The 14,889-nt window shown below is 68.8% G+C and carries 14 protein-coding genes; 13 read left to right on the forward strand and 1 reads right to left on the reverse strand.

Annotated elements, in window-relative coordinates; translation table 11 throughout:
* Nucleotides 1-123: 123 nt before the first annotated feature.
* From AC069I_RS19105 to AC069I_RS19160, 12 genes are all read left to right on the forward strand, one after another.
* Nucleotides 124-1,227 carry a S1 family peptidase gene (locus AC069I_RS19105; RefSeq protein ID WP_478266067.1) on the forward strand — a complete coding sequence of 368 codons (1,104 nt, stop codon included), beginning with the start codon at nucleotides 124-126 and terminating at the stop codon, nucleotides 1,225-1,227.
* A 266-nt stretch (nucleotides 1,228-1,493) separates the two neighbouring features.
* Nucleotides 1,494-2,507, forward strand: a complete 1,014-nt coding sequence (locus AC069I_RS19110; RefSeq protein ID WP_478266068.1) for an SAM-dependent methyltransferase — start codon at nucleotides 1,494-1,496, stop codon at nucleotides 2,505-2,507.
* Nucleotides 2,504-4,093 (forward strand): SAM-dependent methyltransferase, encoded by a 1,590-nt coding sequence (locus tag AC069I_RS19115; protein ID WP_478266069.1) that lies wholly within the window; start codon nucleotides 2,504-2,506, stop codon nucleotides 4,091-4,093. Before AC069I_RS19110 ends, AC069I_RS19115 begins: the two co-directional genes overlap by 4 nt.
* Before the next feature lie 159 nt (nucleotides 4,094-4,252).
* Nucleotides 4,253-4,978 (forward strand): hypothetical protein, encoded by a 726-nt coding sequence (locus AC069I_RS19120; RefSeq protein ID WP_478266070.1) that lies wholly within the window; start codon nucleotides 4,253-4,255, stop codon nucleotides 4,976-4,978.
* Nucleotides 4,947-7,031 (forward strand): S9 family peptidase, encoded by a 2,085-nt coding sequence (locus tag AC069I_RS19125; RefSeq protein WP_478266071.1) that lies wholly within the window; start codon nucleotides 4,947-4,949, stop codon nucleotides 7,029-7,031. The genes AC069I_RS19120 and AC069I_RS19125 overlap by 32 nt, the downstream gene beginning before the upstream one ends.
* Nucleotides 7,032-7,253: 222 nt before the next feature.
* A complete protein-coding gene (locus tag AC069I_RS19130; RefSeq protein ID WP_478266072.1) occupies nucleotides 7,254-7,802 on the forward strand; it encodes a hypothetical protein in 549 nt (182 codons plus the stop codon).
* On the forward strand, nucleotides 7,803-8,135 hold the full coding sequence (locus AC069I_RS19135; protein ID WP_478266073.1) for a hypothetical protein: 333 nt from the start codon (nucleotides 7,803-7,805) through the stop codon (nucleotides 8,133-8,135).
* A gap of 316 nt (nucleotides 8,136-8,451) precedes the next feature.
* Nucleotides 8,452-9,444, forward strand: a complete 993-nt coding sequence (locus AC069I_RS19140) for a hypothetical protein (protein WP_478266074.1) — start codon at nucleotides 8,452-8,454, stop codon at nucleotides 9,442-9,444.
* Between the two features lie 193 nt (nucleotides 9,445-9,637).
* Nucleotides 9,638-9,937 (forward strand): hypothetical protein, encoded by a 300-nt coding sequence (locus tag AC069I_RS19145; protein WP_478266075.1) that lies wholly within the window; start codon nucleotides 9,638-9,640, stop codon nucleotides 9,935-9,937.
* A 2-nt stretch (nucleotides 9,938-9,939) separates the two neighbouring features.
* The gene (locus AC069I_RS19150) at nucleotides 9,940-10,116 is read left to right on the forward strand and encodes a hypothetical protein (protein ID WP_478266076.1); all 177 of its coding nucleotides are present in this window, start codon (nucleotides 9,940-9,942) and stop codon (nucleotides 10,114-10,116) included.
* An 871-nt stretch (nucleotides 10,117-10,987) separates the two neighbouring features.
* Nucleotides 10,988-11,731 (forward strand): (d)CMP kinase, encoded by a 744-nt coding sequence (gene cmk, locus AC069I_RS19155; protein ID WP_478266077.1) that lies wholly within the window; start codon nucleotides 10,988-10,990, stop codon nucleotides 11,729-11,731.
* On the forward strand, nucleotides 11,728-12,261 hold the full coding sequence (locus AC069I_RS19160) for an HIT family protein (RefSeq protein WP_478266078.1): 534 nt from the start codon (nucleotides 11,728-11,730) through the stop codon (nucleotides 12,259-12,261). Before cmk ends, AC069I_RS19160 begins: the two co-directional genes overlap by 4 nt.
* Nucleotides 12,262-12,962: 701 nt before the next feature.
* Here AC069I_RS19160 and AC069I_RS19165 read toward each other — a convergent pair.
* On the reverse strand, nucleotides 12,963-13,916 hold the full coding sequence (locus tag AC069I_RS19165; RefSeq protein ID WP_478266079.1) for a hypothetical protein: 954 nt from the start codon (nucleotides 13,914-13,916) through the stop codon (nucleotides 12,963-12,965).
* A 228-nt stretch (nucleotides 13,917-14,144) separates the two neighbouring features.
* On the opposite strand from AC069I_RS19165, the gene AC069I_RS19170 reads away from it, so the two are divergent.
* Nucleotides 14,145-14,453 carry a hypothetical protein gene (locus tag AC069I_RS19170; RefSeq protein ID WP_478266080.1) on the forward strand — a complete coding sequence of 103 codons (309 nt, stop codon included), beginning with the start codon at nucleotides 14,145-14,147 and terminating at the stop codon, nucleotides 14,451-14,453.
* Nucleotides 14,454-14,889 lie beyond the last annotated feature (436 nt).

Below are 14,889 nucleotides of genomic sequence, written 5' to 3' on the forward strand. Positions count from 1 at the left end.
ACTTCCATAGGGACACCCCCCCCCCGTCGCCGCACACCGCCACCGCGGACATCCGGTGGCCCACAGTCGCGCTCCCACATGCCTGTGGAGAGCGTCAGGAAGCACTATCAGAGAAGGGAAACAGTGAAAGTAAGCACGAGAGCCCGCCGCCGTGGCGGGTTGCGCGTCGCCGTGGCCGCCCTGGCGGCGTTGTTCGCCACCGGCCTCGGCGCCGCGCCGGTCGCTGCCGCCGACGGCGGGAACCACGGTGCGGCCACGGCCGTACCCGCCAGCACCACCAGCCCGGCCGCCACCGGCACCGGCACCGGCACCGGCACCGGCACCGGCACCGGCACCGGAGGCGACGATGTGTCGCCGATGATCGTCGGCGGCGAACTGGCCCCGCAGGCCTACGCAGGTGCCGGGTCGATCCAGCTGCTGAAGAACGGCGTGAAGGACTGGCACACCTGCAACGGTGCGCTGATCCACCCGTCGTTCGTGCTGACGGCATCGCATTGCCTGTCCATCATGGATCCGGCGCCGCAACGCGCGGACCGGGCTGGCGAACTGGCGTGGCGTGCATTCAAGCAGGCACCGCCCCCGCGGCAGGCCGGAATGGGTACGCAGGCGGAACCGCAGGACCCGTCCCAGTACACGTTGCGGATCGGGTCGACCAACCGGCACTCCGGCGGAGCCGTCCGCCGGGTCACGTCGATCTCGCTCCCGAAGCACTGGGAGTGGGGCGTGCCGGATGGCGACGGCTTCATCTGGGACCTGGCACTGATCCAGCTGGACCACCCGGTCCCGGGATGGCAGGTCAAGCCCGCGAAACTCGCCTATCCCCAGGCGGGCAGGCAAACCCGGATCATCGGGTGGGGCGTGACCGACCCGGATCCGGCTCACTGGGGTGCGCCGGCACCGACGTGGCTGAGGCAGCTCGACGTGCCGATCGCCCCGAAGGACGACTGCGCCCCAGCGGGAATCGGGCGCGGCGAGATCTGCCTCGGGACCGCCCCGGGCGGAGGCACCGCCTGCGCCGGGGACTCCGGCGGCGGAGCGTTGCAGCGGCACGGGCGGACCTGGGTCCTCACCGGACTCGGATCACGGTCGCACACGCAGGCCTGCGTCTCCTCCACGATCTACACGCAGGTCGCGGAACCGCGATTCCTGCTGTGGATCATCCGCACCATGCACGAGCGTGATGCGCAGACACAGGTCACGCAGGCAGATCTGACGCTCGCGGGCTGACAGAGGGGCGGGTCGGTGACTGTCCGGTTCGGACGGTCACCGACCCGCTTCCCACGCCCATCCACCACGAACCGCCCACGGCGATGCGCGACGCACCGTCATTCCCTCTCATTCTTGAAACCACGATTCACCATTCCACGTATCAAAGGATCAGTGTTGTACTCGCTTTTCCGGAAGCCGGCAGCTGACAGTGCCGCCGCCCGCCTCAGCCTGGTGCCGATGTCGGCGTCCGCACAGATGATCTCGGGGCTCGTGGGCGAGGCAGCGTGACCGCCGAGACCGTCCCGTTCATCGAGGGCCGCGGGCCCTACTGGCCGGACGCTTGCGCCGCCTCCGGCCGGGACTGCCCGGCGCCCTTCTCCGGCGAGGACCTGGTCCGCATGCAACGCCGATGGGCGGATACCCCGGTCGTGTGCCGGTGCCATCCGCACCCTGCCCGTGTCGGCGCCGTGCTCCGCGACCCGGACACGTACCTGGCGACCGAATGCGACCGGCGGCTCGCGGACGAACTCGCCCGGATCGCTCCCCGCTCCCGGCAAGCCCTGGACGACAGCGACACGTTCACCACCCGCGTCATCCGGCACGCGCTGGCCGACGGCATCACCCAGTTCCTGGACCTGGGATCCGGGCACATCGCCACCAGCGCGGCACCCGCCGCCGTCGTCGAGCATCCCGAGGCGACGATCGTGCACGTCGATCACGATCCGCACGTCGACAGCCACAATCTGTGCGAGCTCACCGCCGACCCGGTTCTGATGACCCGGCCGCGGACCCTCATCCACGCCAACGCGTTCGCCATCGGCCACATGCTCACGTCCCTGCACCGCAGCGGCGCACTGGACCGGTCCCGGCGGCTCTGCGTGCTGCTGGTCGACCTCCTGTACTACCTCGAACCCGCGCATGACCCGCGCTCGGTGATCCGCCGCCTGGTGAAACGCCTCCCGCCCGGCAGCTGGGTCGCGGTCAACCACCTCACCAACCAGGCACCGTCCACACTGGACAATCCCAGTGTCCGGGCCGCCTTCCGCCGCGACACAGACCGCTGGTGCAAAGCCATGACACGGTGCGTCCCGCCACACCCACACGCCAGCAGACGCAACGAATTCGCCCGCCGGATCGCCGACCTGGACCTCCTCGCACCCGGCATCACCACCACCGGCCGCTGGCCCGCCACGGACACCACCCGCCTCCCCCAGGCCCCCTACACCCTCGCCGCCGTCGGCCGTGTTCCTGATCGCAGCGAGCGCGAACCGCGTGTGACCACGGGACACCGGTCATGATCCCGGCCATCCCGCAGAGGCGAGACGAACAGGTGCCCCACTGGGGCGGCCCCTGCCCTCGGCCGGTCACATGCTGCAAAGGGCTCCACACGCCTGTTCAGCGCGCCAACAACCAGAAGCAGTGGGGTTCTCTGCCCGCCCCGTGCGGGCAACGACCGCACCCCGCCCGGGTCGACGACGCGCTCCGCGGCGGCACGCTCGCCTCCCCGCGAGACCGGCTGCTGGCCGCTGAGCTGCTGCGGATCTCCCCGGCCGCGGCCGTGGCGGTCAAGGAACGCGACAGCTTCACCGCGCGTGTCGTCGAGGACGCGCTCGCCGAGGGCATCACGCAGTTCCTGGACCTGGGATGCGGATTCGCCGACGGCAGCGCCACCTACCGGGCGCTCGCCGCCACGCGGTCCGCAAGCAGCACGCCGAGGCTGGTGCTCGTCGACCACGACACCGACGTCCACGACCACAACCACACTTGGCTCGGCCGATCCCCCCGCCGCGGACACCTGTCAGCGCACGCGGTGCGCGGGAACTGCTTCGCGGTCGACACGATGCTCAACGACCTCAGCAAGGCCCAGATCCTCGACCTCGACCGGCCGGTCTGTGTCCTGCTGGTCGACCTCCTGCACTACCTCGAACATCGCCGCTCCCCGCGGCCGATCATCCACCGGCTCACGACACGGCTATCGCCTGGCAGCTGGATCGCGATCACCCACCTCACCAACCAGCCGCTGCAGCCCGCACACCCACCCTCCGCACGCGCCGAGCTGCACGAGGACACCCACCGCTGGTGCCGCGCGTATCAACGCTGCGTTCCCCCGCACCCCCGCGCGTGCAGCCCGGCCACGTTCGCCGACTGGCTGACCGACTTGGAACTCGTCCCGCACGACGAGATCACTAGCCAGGCCTGCTGGCCCGGCCCGGACACCACCCGGCATCCGTGCCCGCCCTTCACCCTCGCCGCGGCCGGACGGGTCCCCTCCACGACCACCCCACCATCCGGCACACCACGCAGTGCGCGTGCGTCCGTTCGCGACATGCTGGCCGGCGTCCTCGCCGACAGCGGCGAGACCCGCGAGAGCTTCGCGGAATCGATCGGCTACCCCAGCTCGCAACTTGACCAGGTCCTGAACGGCCGAGCACGCGTCACCCCGGAACTCGCCCACGCCGTCGCACGACGCTACGACTGCGACGCGCTCGCCCTGCTGACCTTGCAGGACCACGCCGAGCTGGCCGCCGCCACAGCCCGGCGGGAACAGACCGCGAGCCCCGCCGGATCCGCACCGGCGGCACACCGGCGTCCGCTCCGCGTCGACATCGACGAATCGGCCTCGGCGGTCGAGGTGCTCCGCGCCGTCCACACCGCCACCGGACTCAACCGCGGCGCGTTCGCCGACACACTCGGCTACAACCGCACCACGATCGCCAAGATCCTCGCCGGCCACCGAGTCCTCACCGCTGCCGTGGCCGACAGCATCGCCTGGCACTACGGCCTCGACGCCGCCGATCTCCTCGCCCGCCAGGCCCGTGCCCAGCTCGCCGCTCTCGAGGACCGCGACCGGCGCACCCGCGCCGCCGACACCCCACCCGCATGACCACAGCACCCGCGTTTCCGCCACAGAGAAGGAGAAAAACCATGCAGCCCCCAGATCCAGACCCGCACGCCAGTCCTGCCGTCACCACGCACACGGATACGCGGGCGCACCGAACACTCCGGCGTCAGTGATGGGCACACACCCCGAAGGAGCTACGGAATGAACGAATCCGATCAGCTCGGCACCGCGCCACCCGGAGTCCGGCGACACCGCGGGACCCGGCTTCGGCCGCTCACGGCAGGTCGCGTCCGTACCCGGGCTGCTCGCCAGGTACGTCGCTCCAGCCGCGCCGTCCGCCGCCGGCGGACAGTCGTGCCCCGCACCGATCCCCTCGTGCACCGAGGCTTCTGCAACCACCAGCCCGGCCCGAGCCTTCTCGTGGACACGGCGTGGTGGGGCGGCGCGATCGCCCTCGGCGCCGGCCTCGCGATCTGGAGCGGCGCGCTCTACCAGCGGATGCCGCTGTGGTTCGGTTCGGTCGCGGTCGCGGGAGTCGCCGGGGCTGTCCTGGGCCGCATGGTGGGGTCGACGTTCCGCCGCCAGCCCTGGATCCGTGGAGGCGCAGCCGTGATCCCGTTCTTGGTGGCGGTCGTGCTGATCGATCTCGGCGCACCCGCGGACACCGGTTTCGTCCCGGACAACTGGGCCGGGATCCGCGACTACCGCGGCGGATGTCTGTCCGAAACCGAGTACACCGGCCCTGACGCCGCCCTCGCCATCACCTCCGACACCGTGACCATCACCGGGTCCCAGGGCAGGCAGTTGCGGTTCACCAGAACAGGCCAGCACTGGCCGTCCCTGGCCCGTGCGGAGATCTGGGGGCTCGGCGTCGTCCCGCGCGACCGTGCGACGCGTGAAGCCCTGGCAGACGTCGGCTGTGACTAGCCGCCACGCCGATTCGACCGGGCCCGGCGTGCCCGGTCCGAGCCGATCACCACCCGACACGCTCGCCGAGCCGGATTCGGCCAGATCCCCTCCCGATATGGCCTTGGCAGCCAAAAACTACAACCGCGACCTGTATCACCCACCGCCACAGACCCACGTTTCCAACCAAGATGGAGGAACTCATAGCGTGACCAGTACAGCCCAGCACCCGAAGATGGGTGCAGGAAGCGTCATTCCGCGCGCCGAGCTGTTCGGCAACCCTGAACACACCACGCCGTCGATCTCGCCAGATGGGCGGTGGCTGGCATGGGTCGCCCCACACGAGGGCGTGCTCAACCTGTGGGTGAGGCCAGTAGACACCAACGAAGACGCCCGGCCAGTCACGGCCGACCGCGACCGGGGCATCCGCGAGTACGCGTGGGCACCGGACAGCGAGCACATCCTCTACCTGCGGGATCAAGGCGGCGACGAAAACTCGCACCTCTACGCCGTGTCGGTGCGCAGCGGCGACGTCCGGGACCTGACACCGTTCGACGGCGTCAAAGCAGTACTGCTTGCCTGGGACCTCCAGATCACCGACCGAGTGCTGGTCGGACTGAACAAGACCAATCCCCGCCTGCACGATGTCTACGACCTGCACGTGGCAACCGGCGAACTGGTCAAAGTCCTCGACAACCCGGGCTTGCTCGGCTTCGTGGCCGACAGCCAGCTGGACGTGCGGGCCGGCATCCGGTCCAATCAGGATGGCGGCCGGACGATCATGGTGCGCGAGGCCGACAGCGAGTGGCGCCCCTTGCTGACGGTCGACCCGATCGACGCTCTGAACACCATGCCGCTCGGGTTCGACCGAGACGGTCGCCTGCTGCTCGCGAAGACGTCAGCGGACGCCAACGCCACGCGGTTGGTCTGGATCGACGTCGACTCCGGCGAGCACGAGGTCGTCGCCGAAGACCCCACCTACGACGTGGAATCGGTCCTCACCGACGCCGCGACGAAACTGCCGGTCATGGTGTCCGTCCAGCGTGAACGCTTGCACACGCAGGCCCTGGTCCCCGAAATCCAGCGCGACCTGGACACGCTGGCCGATGTCGATGACGGAGACCTTCGCGTCGTCTCCACCGACCGCGCGAACGCCACCTGGGTCGTGTCCTACGTCCATGCCGACGGACCGACCGCCAGCTACGTGTACGACCGGGCCACCAGCCGAGCACGGTTTCTGTTCCATGACCGCTCCCGTCTCGCCACCAGGCTGAAGAACGTCAAGCCGTTCTCCTTCACTGCTCGCGATGGCCTGGAGATCCACGGGTACCTGACTTTCCCGGCCGGGAACGCCGAGAAGTTGCCGGCCGTGCTCCTGGTGCACGGTGGGCCGTGGTCGCGGGACACATGGCGGCTGAACCTGGAAGCCCAGTGGCTGGCCGACCGGGGCTACCTCTGCATTCAGGCGAACTTCCGCGGCTCGACCGGCTACGGCAAGGCGTTCACCGCCGCCGGGGACCGCCAATGGGGCGCCAAGATGCACGACGACCTTTTGGACGCCATCACCTTCGTCGTTGAAGCCGGGTATGCGGACCCGAACAAGATCGGGATCTACGGCGCCTCCTACGGCGGTTACGCGGCCCTGGCCGGCGCGGCGTTCACCCCCGACGTGTTTCGGTGCGCCATCTCCCTGTGCGGGCCGAGCAACCTCGAGACGCTCCTGCGTGCGTTACCCGCGTACTTGACCCCGATGATCCCCGAGATTTACAGGCAGGTGGGCAACCCGGACACCGAGCCCGACTTCCTGAGGAAGCGATCGCCTCACTCGTATGCCTCCCGCATGACGATCCCGATGTTGATCGTGCAGGGAGCCAACGACCCCCGGGTCCCGCAATCCGAGAGCGACCAGATCGTCGCCGCGCTGCGAGACAACGGCGTACCTCCCGAGTACCTGCTGTTCGACGACGAAGGCCACGGACTGCAGAAACCCGAGAACAGGCTGAAGTTCTACGCCACGGCGGAGCGGTTCCTGGCCCAGCACCTCGACGGCCGGTACGAACCCGAACCCGCTTAGCCCCAGCAGAAACTCGAGCATTGAGGGCGGTCCCACGAACTGTCTGCGGCACCACGGCAGGTCCGGACCTGCCGTGGTGCCGCGTGGTCATCGAGACCAGCGGACTGACAGCTGCGGCTGACGTCGCGGAGTCCGCGCCACAGCCTGGAAATCTGTCCGGCCAGCACCGAACCACAGCCGGCTCCCCACTCCATCACGAAGGCCACACCCATGTTCCACACTATGCACACCCGGATCCGGGCCATCGTCGACACCGGCCTCAACACCCGCCGCCGGCAGCCGCCCCCTGACGTCGGAACCGTCGACCCGCTGGTCGCCTACCTCGGCCGACGCGGCTGGCGGATCATCGACCGAGATTCCTGCACCACCGCGATTCTCGACTATCCCGCAAGCTTCCACAGTGGACTCGACTGCGACGATCGTCGCGTCCCGGCGCTGGACAACGACCTGCAGGAACTCGAAGTGGAACTCGTCCGCCGCGACGGGTACTGGTTCGCCTACTTCACCTCCTGCGGGACGGTGATCGGCTGCGACCGCCACCGCAGCGTCCCACTCCACATCGGCGTGCACGCTCCGATCTTCACCACGGTGCTGCGCGACCTGGAAGACCAGGCCCGCTTGGTCTCCCCGCACGAGGTCTCCCACTGCCTGCTCTTCGGCGCGTGCGGCCACGAGAACACACCGAACCAGCCCTGCCGGCTTGCCCCGCTGGTCCCGGACGAACCGGCCAGTCTGCACGTGGTCCCCCGTCTCAGTGAGGGAGCGGAATAGATGCCCCACCCGTATCTACCGCGTGTAACGGCGGTGATCGCGGGCTGTTTGCTGCCTACCGCGGCGGCACTCGTCACGGCCTGCTCCTCACCGCACGTCGTCCCCGGGACTACGCGGGACACAGCCACTGTCGAGGAACAGGAACTGGCGATCCCGCGCCAGCGCCCGAACATCGGCAGCGCCGTCGCCCGCTACGAACACGTCCTCAACGCCCTGCGGGACGCGCTCCGCACGGCTGCACTGGAGCCGTGCGACGGCGGCGCCGGGATGCGTGAGAACTCCCCGCCCACAAGCTGTGCCCGGAATTCACCGCCATCGGCGGCGAGCACGTGACCTCTGCCGCCGTGGTATACCGCGTCAGACAACCTCACGCATCAACAATGGACCGTCGTGGGCGACCTGGTCCCAGCGATGGCCTCCGCGCAGGGTTTCCACCGCGGTGGTGTGACGTCGGACCAGCCGGTGCAACTACCTGATCACCCTGGTCGACGACGACGGCGGCGCGATCCTGAGGTTCGACGCCTTCCGCAACGCGGTGCTCACCATGACCACCGGCTGCCATCACAGGCCGCAGCACACGAGCCGCTCACCCTGACCGTTCACGCCGCGGTGACCGCATCCCCCTACCTGACAAGGGAAAAACCGAACCATGCTGATGCTGGATCTCACGTACGTCAACTTCGACCTCGGCGGCGCGGAGCATGATCAATCCGCGGTCTACGTCATGGACGCCCTGGTGGAACTGCTGGGCGCCGATGGCCGCACACCCGACGCGGGAATCATCGGTGAGGCGAACTTCTGGCGTTTCTTCGGCGGTAAGGGAACCGGCCAGGCCGAGATGGCGCTGAACACCACCTTCCGTGACCGCAGCTACGTGATCCGCCCCGGCAGCCTCCCGAACGACTGGGGTGAGATCCCGCCCGCGCTGCTGTACGACGCGGCGAAAGTCCACAAGCACGAATGGCACAGCGGGCGGGAACCCGGCTTCCTCGCACGCAACCGCAACCGGGCCCTGCTGTCCCCGCGCGACAGTCCTGACCAGATGTTCAACCTTTTCGGCTTCCACGGGCACCCCGACGGCGATCAGCGCCGGCACGACGTGACACCGTTCCGTCCCTACGGCGCCCAGGCGGCGACACCGACCGTCGTCCTCGGTGATTGGTTCGGCCACCCGTCCGGACCACGATTCGAACCTGACACCTACCCCGAGCATTTCGACGAGCTCTGCCACTATGCGCCGCGCATGCTGTTCCCCGACGGCATTCCGGTGCCCGGCGACCATCCTTTTGACACGCGCGCGCTGGACTACCTCTGCGGCCGCTGGCGACCGGGTCGCCGCGACTGGCGGTACGCGTGGCGACGGAGAAAGCCCGGCCGCCGTGTCGGCGGCGTCGGGTTCAGCCACGTCGGCGAACTCGCGAACGACTACACGCCCACCAACTTTCCCGCCCCGAACGGGCGGCCGCCCACCCAGATCGACGCCGCCGTGCTCAATCCGCGCGCTGCAGCGATGCTCGTGCCGGACAGTGTGCTCATCCACGAGCCCGAGGAACCCATCAACAGCCACAAACGCTTCTCATTCAGGCTTCAGTTCCCTGAGTTGTCCTTTGTGGATAGTGATCAGGCAGGCGTCGCCGCATGAACGACGAGGAGCCCCAGGTACGCGGCGACGCGATCGCGGAGACGGTGCGCGCAGGACGACCGGGTGATCACACCGGGTCTGTTTGTGCTGCCGCCGTCGGCCCGGAATCTCGTTCGGGAAGGCATCGTGCCCGGCCTCACACCTGGTCGGCCCACATCGCCTCCGCGTTCGTCATCGGTGAGGGCCAGGACGGATGACTCTGCTCGATTTGGTGTTCACGATCGTCGTCGTGCTAGTGGCCGTCTGCGTCGTCCTGGTCGTGATCGCCGGCGGGATTCTGACCTGGTACATCGTCGACGCCGAGCGCCGTTCACGGACCAAGTTCGAGCGTATCTATCCACCGGTGCCGGAGCCGGAGCAACAGGGCGACACCGACCGGCCTGGTCGATCGTTCAACACCGACCCCGACCAGGCCGGTCGGCCGTTCGGACCGCTCTACCGCAACACGCCCACCACGACACCAGGCACCGAGACCCGCCCAGGAAAGGACTGATCATGCTCTCCCCGCTTCGCGGGATCGCGCTCGGCGTGCGCGTCGTGCTCGTCACCGCCCGCACGCGACTCTCGTGGCCGGTCGACAAGGTGGTCTGGGTCAACCTCAGACCCACACGCCTCTTCGAAGGACCGCTCCTACCAGGACACACCACCCTCGACAGTGAGCAGCACCCATGAGACCACCCAGCCGGATCGTCACGTCGACGCCGGGCGCGTCGAGCCGGACACCTCGCGGCGGCCTACCTCGATGAAGCCAGACCTCGTCACCGGCACCACATCGCCGGACACGGTTCGGCTGATTGGGCGCTGCACGAACACGAACCCGACGGAGGCACGACCCGATGACCGACACCGAGCTGCTCGAGTTCCTGCAGCGCTGCAGAGCCGACGGCACCGATCTGCCGACCGAGCCGAACGTGAACGTTCCGCCGCGCTACCAGTCCGCGGACGACCGCCCCGAAGACTGCCGTGCCGCCTCCGTGGGGAGCCCGCCCGGACCGCGCACTCCATCGACACCGCGGCCCGGGAACGGTGGCTCAACCTTTGCCCGACACATTCGGCCGCCGTCTCCCGTATCAGCCGGCGCCGAACCGTCCCACCTGCGGAAAGTTACCACCCGCCACCGACCGGAGAGTCAACCCGCGTTGACACGCCCGGTGGCGTCTGCACCGTCTGCGCGCAGCCGATGAACCGGCCCGTCGCAGCCTTCACCGCCGACTGGCCCACCGGCCGTGACGAGCAACGACCCTGCTCGCCATCGCGCCACAACCCTGTTCGCACGGTGGGAACGCCACATCGACGACGCCGGACCACAGCGAGAGTGCCTGCCCGCCACGCCACCTGCACGCGACTACCGGTAGAGCCAACCGGCGCACCGCCGTCATGGAGCCCGGTTCGCCCAGGGACTGCGCCCAACGCCCGGCTCCCAGGCACCGCACGCGACGACTTCACCTCACTCCGGCGACACCAACGAAGCGCACCCACGTGCGCATCACCACGCCGCCCGGCATCGGCGACCGCCGGGTTCGGCACACCCCGAAGGAGAACCATGCACGACACCGCACCAGGCACGGTCATCGCGGTCGACGGTCCGGCCGCCGCCGGCAAGACCACCACCAGTCGCGCCCTGGCACGCGCGTTCGGCCTCGACTATCTCGAGAGCGGCAGCGCCTTCCGCGTCATCGCCTTCGAGGCGTTGCACCGGGACGTGCCCGTCGACGACCCGGGCGCGATCGAGAACCTATGCGACGAACTATGCACGGCCGGTGGCACCGGCTCAGTCCTGGCCTCGCCCCGATACACCACCCGGGCGCTCCGCTCCCCGGGCGTCACAACGCTCGTCCCCGTGGTGGCCCGGATACCGGGCGTACGGCGGCACGTCGCCGCGCTCATCCACCACTGGGCCGCCCGGCATCCCCGCTGCATCATCGAAGGACGCGACATCGGCACAGCACTGTTCCCGGCGGCCCGCGTCAAGGTCTACCTGACCGCCATACCCGCCGTCCGCGCTCACCGGCGCGTCCGGCAAGAACCCGGCCAAACCTACGAGAAGGTCCTGCAGGACATCCAGCGCCGGGACCACGCCGACATGACCCGCACGGTCGCGCCGCTCACCCCAGCCAGGGACGCGGTCGTGATCGACACCAGCGACCTCACCGCCCAGCAGGTCATCGACCGCGTGACGATGTTCTGCCGCAGCCAGGGGGTCGAGCAGGCCACAACGGCCACCCATCCTCCGATCCAGACCCCGACCATCCACACTGGACACAAGACAGGTGAATCGGCGACATGACACGACGTTCAGACCGGACGATCCGAGCAAGCCTCAGCGGCACATCGCGTCCGGACATCTCGGGTGAGGAAGCCGAGGCGACGCAGCCGGAGTCGGTGAAGGACAGTCCGGCCGCCGGCTGCCTCTTCTGCCAGTTCCATGATTCCTCGATCAACGAACTCCTGATAGAAGGGCAGGAGGCCTACGTGCGCCTGGACAACTACCCCTCTGCCCGAGGACATGTCGAAATCGTCCCGAAGAGACACGTCGAGTCCTACTTCGCTCTTACCGCAAGCGAACACGTGGAAATGTATGACCTGATCAGGCAAGCACGGCAGATGATCGACCACCAGTACCACCCAGACGGCTACACCATCGGCGTGAACGAGGGGAAGGCGGCGGGCAGGACGATCGACCACCTGCACATCCATCTCATCCCCCGCCATGAAGGAGATGTAGCCGATCCTCGTGGCGGCATCCGACATGTCCTGCCAGGAACGAATCCCGACGCATGGCTCGGTGCCTTGCGCGAAGATGGGGACGCGACGTGACGTCCTCTGCGAGCTCGGCACGCATCTGCTCGCTGGTGCGGAGACAACGGCGACAAAGCCCGGCCGTACGCCCGAACCCCGGCCGAACTGGCCATGGTTGAGTCGGCGGGACACGCCGCACGGCTCGTCCGCGTCGCCGACGATGCGGAACCGCAACCCGCCAGTGCCCTCATTCCCACGGCCCGGCTGCGCGAGCGCGAAAGCGCCTCCCCTCGCAGGCAGGGTCTGCCGCCCGTGGGTAGGGGTGCTCCATTGGAGGGCCCCCCACGACGGCGCGACGAGTCGCCGGGAAGACTGAGACGGCCAGGCGGGGCGAACCTAGGTGCGGCGATCGCGGTCATGGCGTCGCGCCCCACCTCCTTCGAGGAGAAGGGGCGAAGCGCGGACGGGCTCAGGTTGTCCGACCACGACCTTCCCCCGCCTGGCGCCCGCCGCGAACACGGGCAGCTCGCGGTTGACAGCTACGTCGCGGCCGCGTCGACGACAGGAGCTTCCCGATCGGCGACGTACCGGACAACGTCAGCCGGGAGACACCATGCACGACATCGTGGAGACGCTTCCCGAGAACGTCACCTCGCTGGGCGCCGCCATCCCGACGACCGTCGACGCCGCGCGAAGCATCTCGAACCGGAAGGACGTCGACAACGACGGGTAACGTCAGCCGCCGAAGACCCACGACTTCGTGCCGTCACCGGCAAGGGCTATGCCATATCGGCCAGGAGCAGCGCCAGGCTTCCCAGCGGGATCGCGCTTCCGTCGCGCCGGGTGATGGTCTGGGCCAGCTGCCTGATCTCCGCGGCCCTGCCCGCGCCGACGTCCTGCCCGGGCTGGGCGGCGGCGTCGAGGCGGGCGAGCCGGACCGCACGGCGAAGTCGCGCGATCTGCGCACGGTCGCCCGTACGTGCCACGATCACCACCGCGTCGTAGACACCGGGGTCGAGCAGCAGCGCGGTGTCTGCGGTGATGGCCGGATCGTTCTCATACCGTTCGCGTTCGCCACGCTCCCACAACGCGCCCAGCGCGCGCTGCCGTCGCCGCACTGCCTCCCGCCGCCGCTCCAGCGGAGTCGCCTGCCCACCGCGGCCGTGCCGCCGATCCGGCCCGGAACCGACTGCCGCAGGTGCGACGGGTGACCGGCGTTCCGCGTCCCCGTAGACGAGGTGCATCCGCTCGGCCCACGATCGGAACGTGGTTCCCGCGACGGGCGGATCAGGCAGATCAGCGGGGAGGCGGGTGATGTCGCGTGTGTCGTCCTGCTCGCCGGGATCGGCCGGGATCCAGGCGTGCAGCCGCCGGGCGAGGTAGATCTTCAGTGGTCCGATCGTCGGTGTGTCGCGATCGACCAGCCACGGCGGCTGCCGGGTTCCGTCCGGGTCGGTGTCCAGCATCCGCACGATCGCCTCGTTACACCAGCCCGCCCGATACAGCGGCGTGAACAACGCGGTCAGCTCCCGGGCCTGGTCCCGCGGCCAGCGAGCGTTCCCGATCAGCGTCAGGATCGCCGCGGTGATCTGCTGGTCGTTGCCCGGGACGACCTTGCCCGGCCACGAGCGGATCTGACCCGACCATCCCCCACCACGGCCCCGCGCAGTGCTCTGCAACTCGGCGGCGATGATGCCCGGTACCGGGCTGGGTTCGGCAACTGGCTGACTCATCGGACTGACGTGACTTCCTGTGCGCGGGACCCGTAGCGTCCCTGATCGTGCCATCGCCGTCCGTTAGGAGCGGGTAGCGCCAGCGACGTGTCGCACACGGCTTCACCAGCCGCTGCGACGGTCGACCGCCGCACACAGCTACGGCACAAGGAGGGCCGATCACGCCTGCACCGGCGTGAGGTTCCACATCTTTGTTGCGTTTCGTGACAGTTCAGCGATACCTCCAGTATGACCAGGCCAGCAGCACCGGAGCCCGCACCCGATGTGGTGCAGCCGCTGCTGCATGCCTGGGCAGCGGAGATCGTCAGTGCGGCGTACTCCGACGCTGTGTCCCTTGAGACGCTCGTCGAGGTGTGGCAGCACCGCCGACGCGCGCTGGACGCGGCGATCGCGGACGAGGACACCACCGTCAGCGCGCCCACTACACCGGCGTGGCTGCCGGACGAGATCTGGCCTCAGCCCTATCAGCGGCACATCCAGTGTCATCAGCACGATCTCGCCGAGTTCTCCACCTCGCCCCCGCCTAACGCCGCTTGAGTCCCGCGTGCGCGGATCCGTCTGCCCGCGGAGCTCGCCGTTGGCGCTCCGCTTCCACAGCCCTCGAATGGCGGCACTGGCCAGGTCTCGCCCTGTACCGCACGTACTCGTCCACGTGGGTCCAGCGCCCGCGCCGGTCTCTGCGGCCGACGTCGCGACGACGGCGGATGTCCGCGCGGCGGCCAAACCCGACTGGGGAGACCGTCCCAACACTTCGGGGTCCCGGAACCTACCAGGCGGTAACAACTGGCCTTTCTGTGACATTTGCGCAGGCTAGAACAGGAAAAAGGCCGATCAGTATGGACATTTACCAGTGCCGCTTATCTATCGGAAGAATGGTCCGCTCGTCGAGTTTTGCGGTATTCTTCCCGCAGGCACTCTCTGCTTGACCATCTCTGCCGACCCGCTCCGGGCGACTCCCGTGCGCGGCGCCGGT

This window comes from Amycolatopsis sp. NPDC043885 (assembly GCF_056435685.1).

Bases quoted from the DNA above. Each gene is read 5' to 3' on its own strand.
- AC069I_RS19115 (WP_478266069.1), top strand. From the start codon at position 2,504: ATGATCCCGGCCATCCCGCAGAGGCGAGACGAACAGGTGCCCCACTGG.
- AC069I_RS19120 (WP_478266070.1), top strand. From the start codon at position 4,253: ATGAACGAATCCGATCAGCTCGGCACCGCGCCACCCGGAGTCCGGCGA.
- AC069I_RS19130 (WP_478266072.1), top strand. From the start codon at position 7,254: ATGCACACCCGGATCCGGGCCATCGTCGACACCGGCCTCAACACCCGC.
- AC069I_RS19135 (WP_478266073.1), top strand. From the start codon at position 7,803: ATGCCCCACCCGTATCTACCGCGTGTAACGGCGGTGATCGCGGGCTGT.
- AC069I_RS19140 (WP_478266074.1), top strand. From the start codon at position 8,452: ATGCTGATGCTGGATCTCACGTACGTCAACTTCGACCTCGGCGGCGCG.
- AC069I_RS19145 (WP_478266075.1), top strand. From the start codon at position 9,638: ATGACTCTGCTCGATTTGGTGTTCACGATCGTCGTCGTGCTAGTGGCC.
- AC069I_RS19150 (WP_478266076.1), top strand. From the start codon at position 9,940: ATGCTCTCCCCGCTTCGCGGGATCGCGCTCGGCGTGCGCGTCGTGCTC.
- cmk (WP_478266077.1), top strand. From the start codon at position 10,988: ATGCACGACACCGCACCAGGCACGGTCATCGCGGTCGACGGTCCGGCC.
- AC069I_RS19160 (WP_478266078.1), top strand. From the start codon at position 11,728: ATGACACGACGTTCAGACCGGACGATCCGAGCAAGCCTCAGCGGCACA.
- AC069I_RS19165 (WP_478266079.1), bottom strand. From the start codon at position 13,916: ATGAGTCAGCCAGTTGCCGAACCCAGCCCGGTACCGGGCATCATCGCC.
- AC069I_RS19170 (WP_478266080.1), top strand. From the start codon at position 14,145: ATGACCAGGCCAGCAGCACCGGAGCCCGCACCCGATGTGGTGCAGCCG.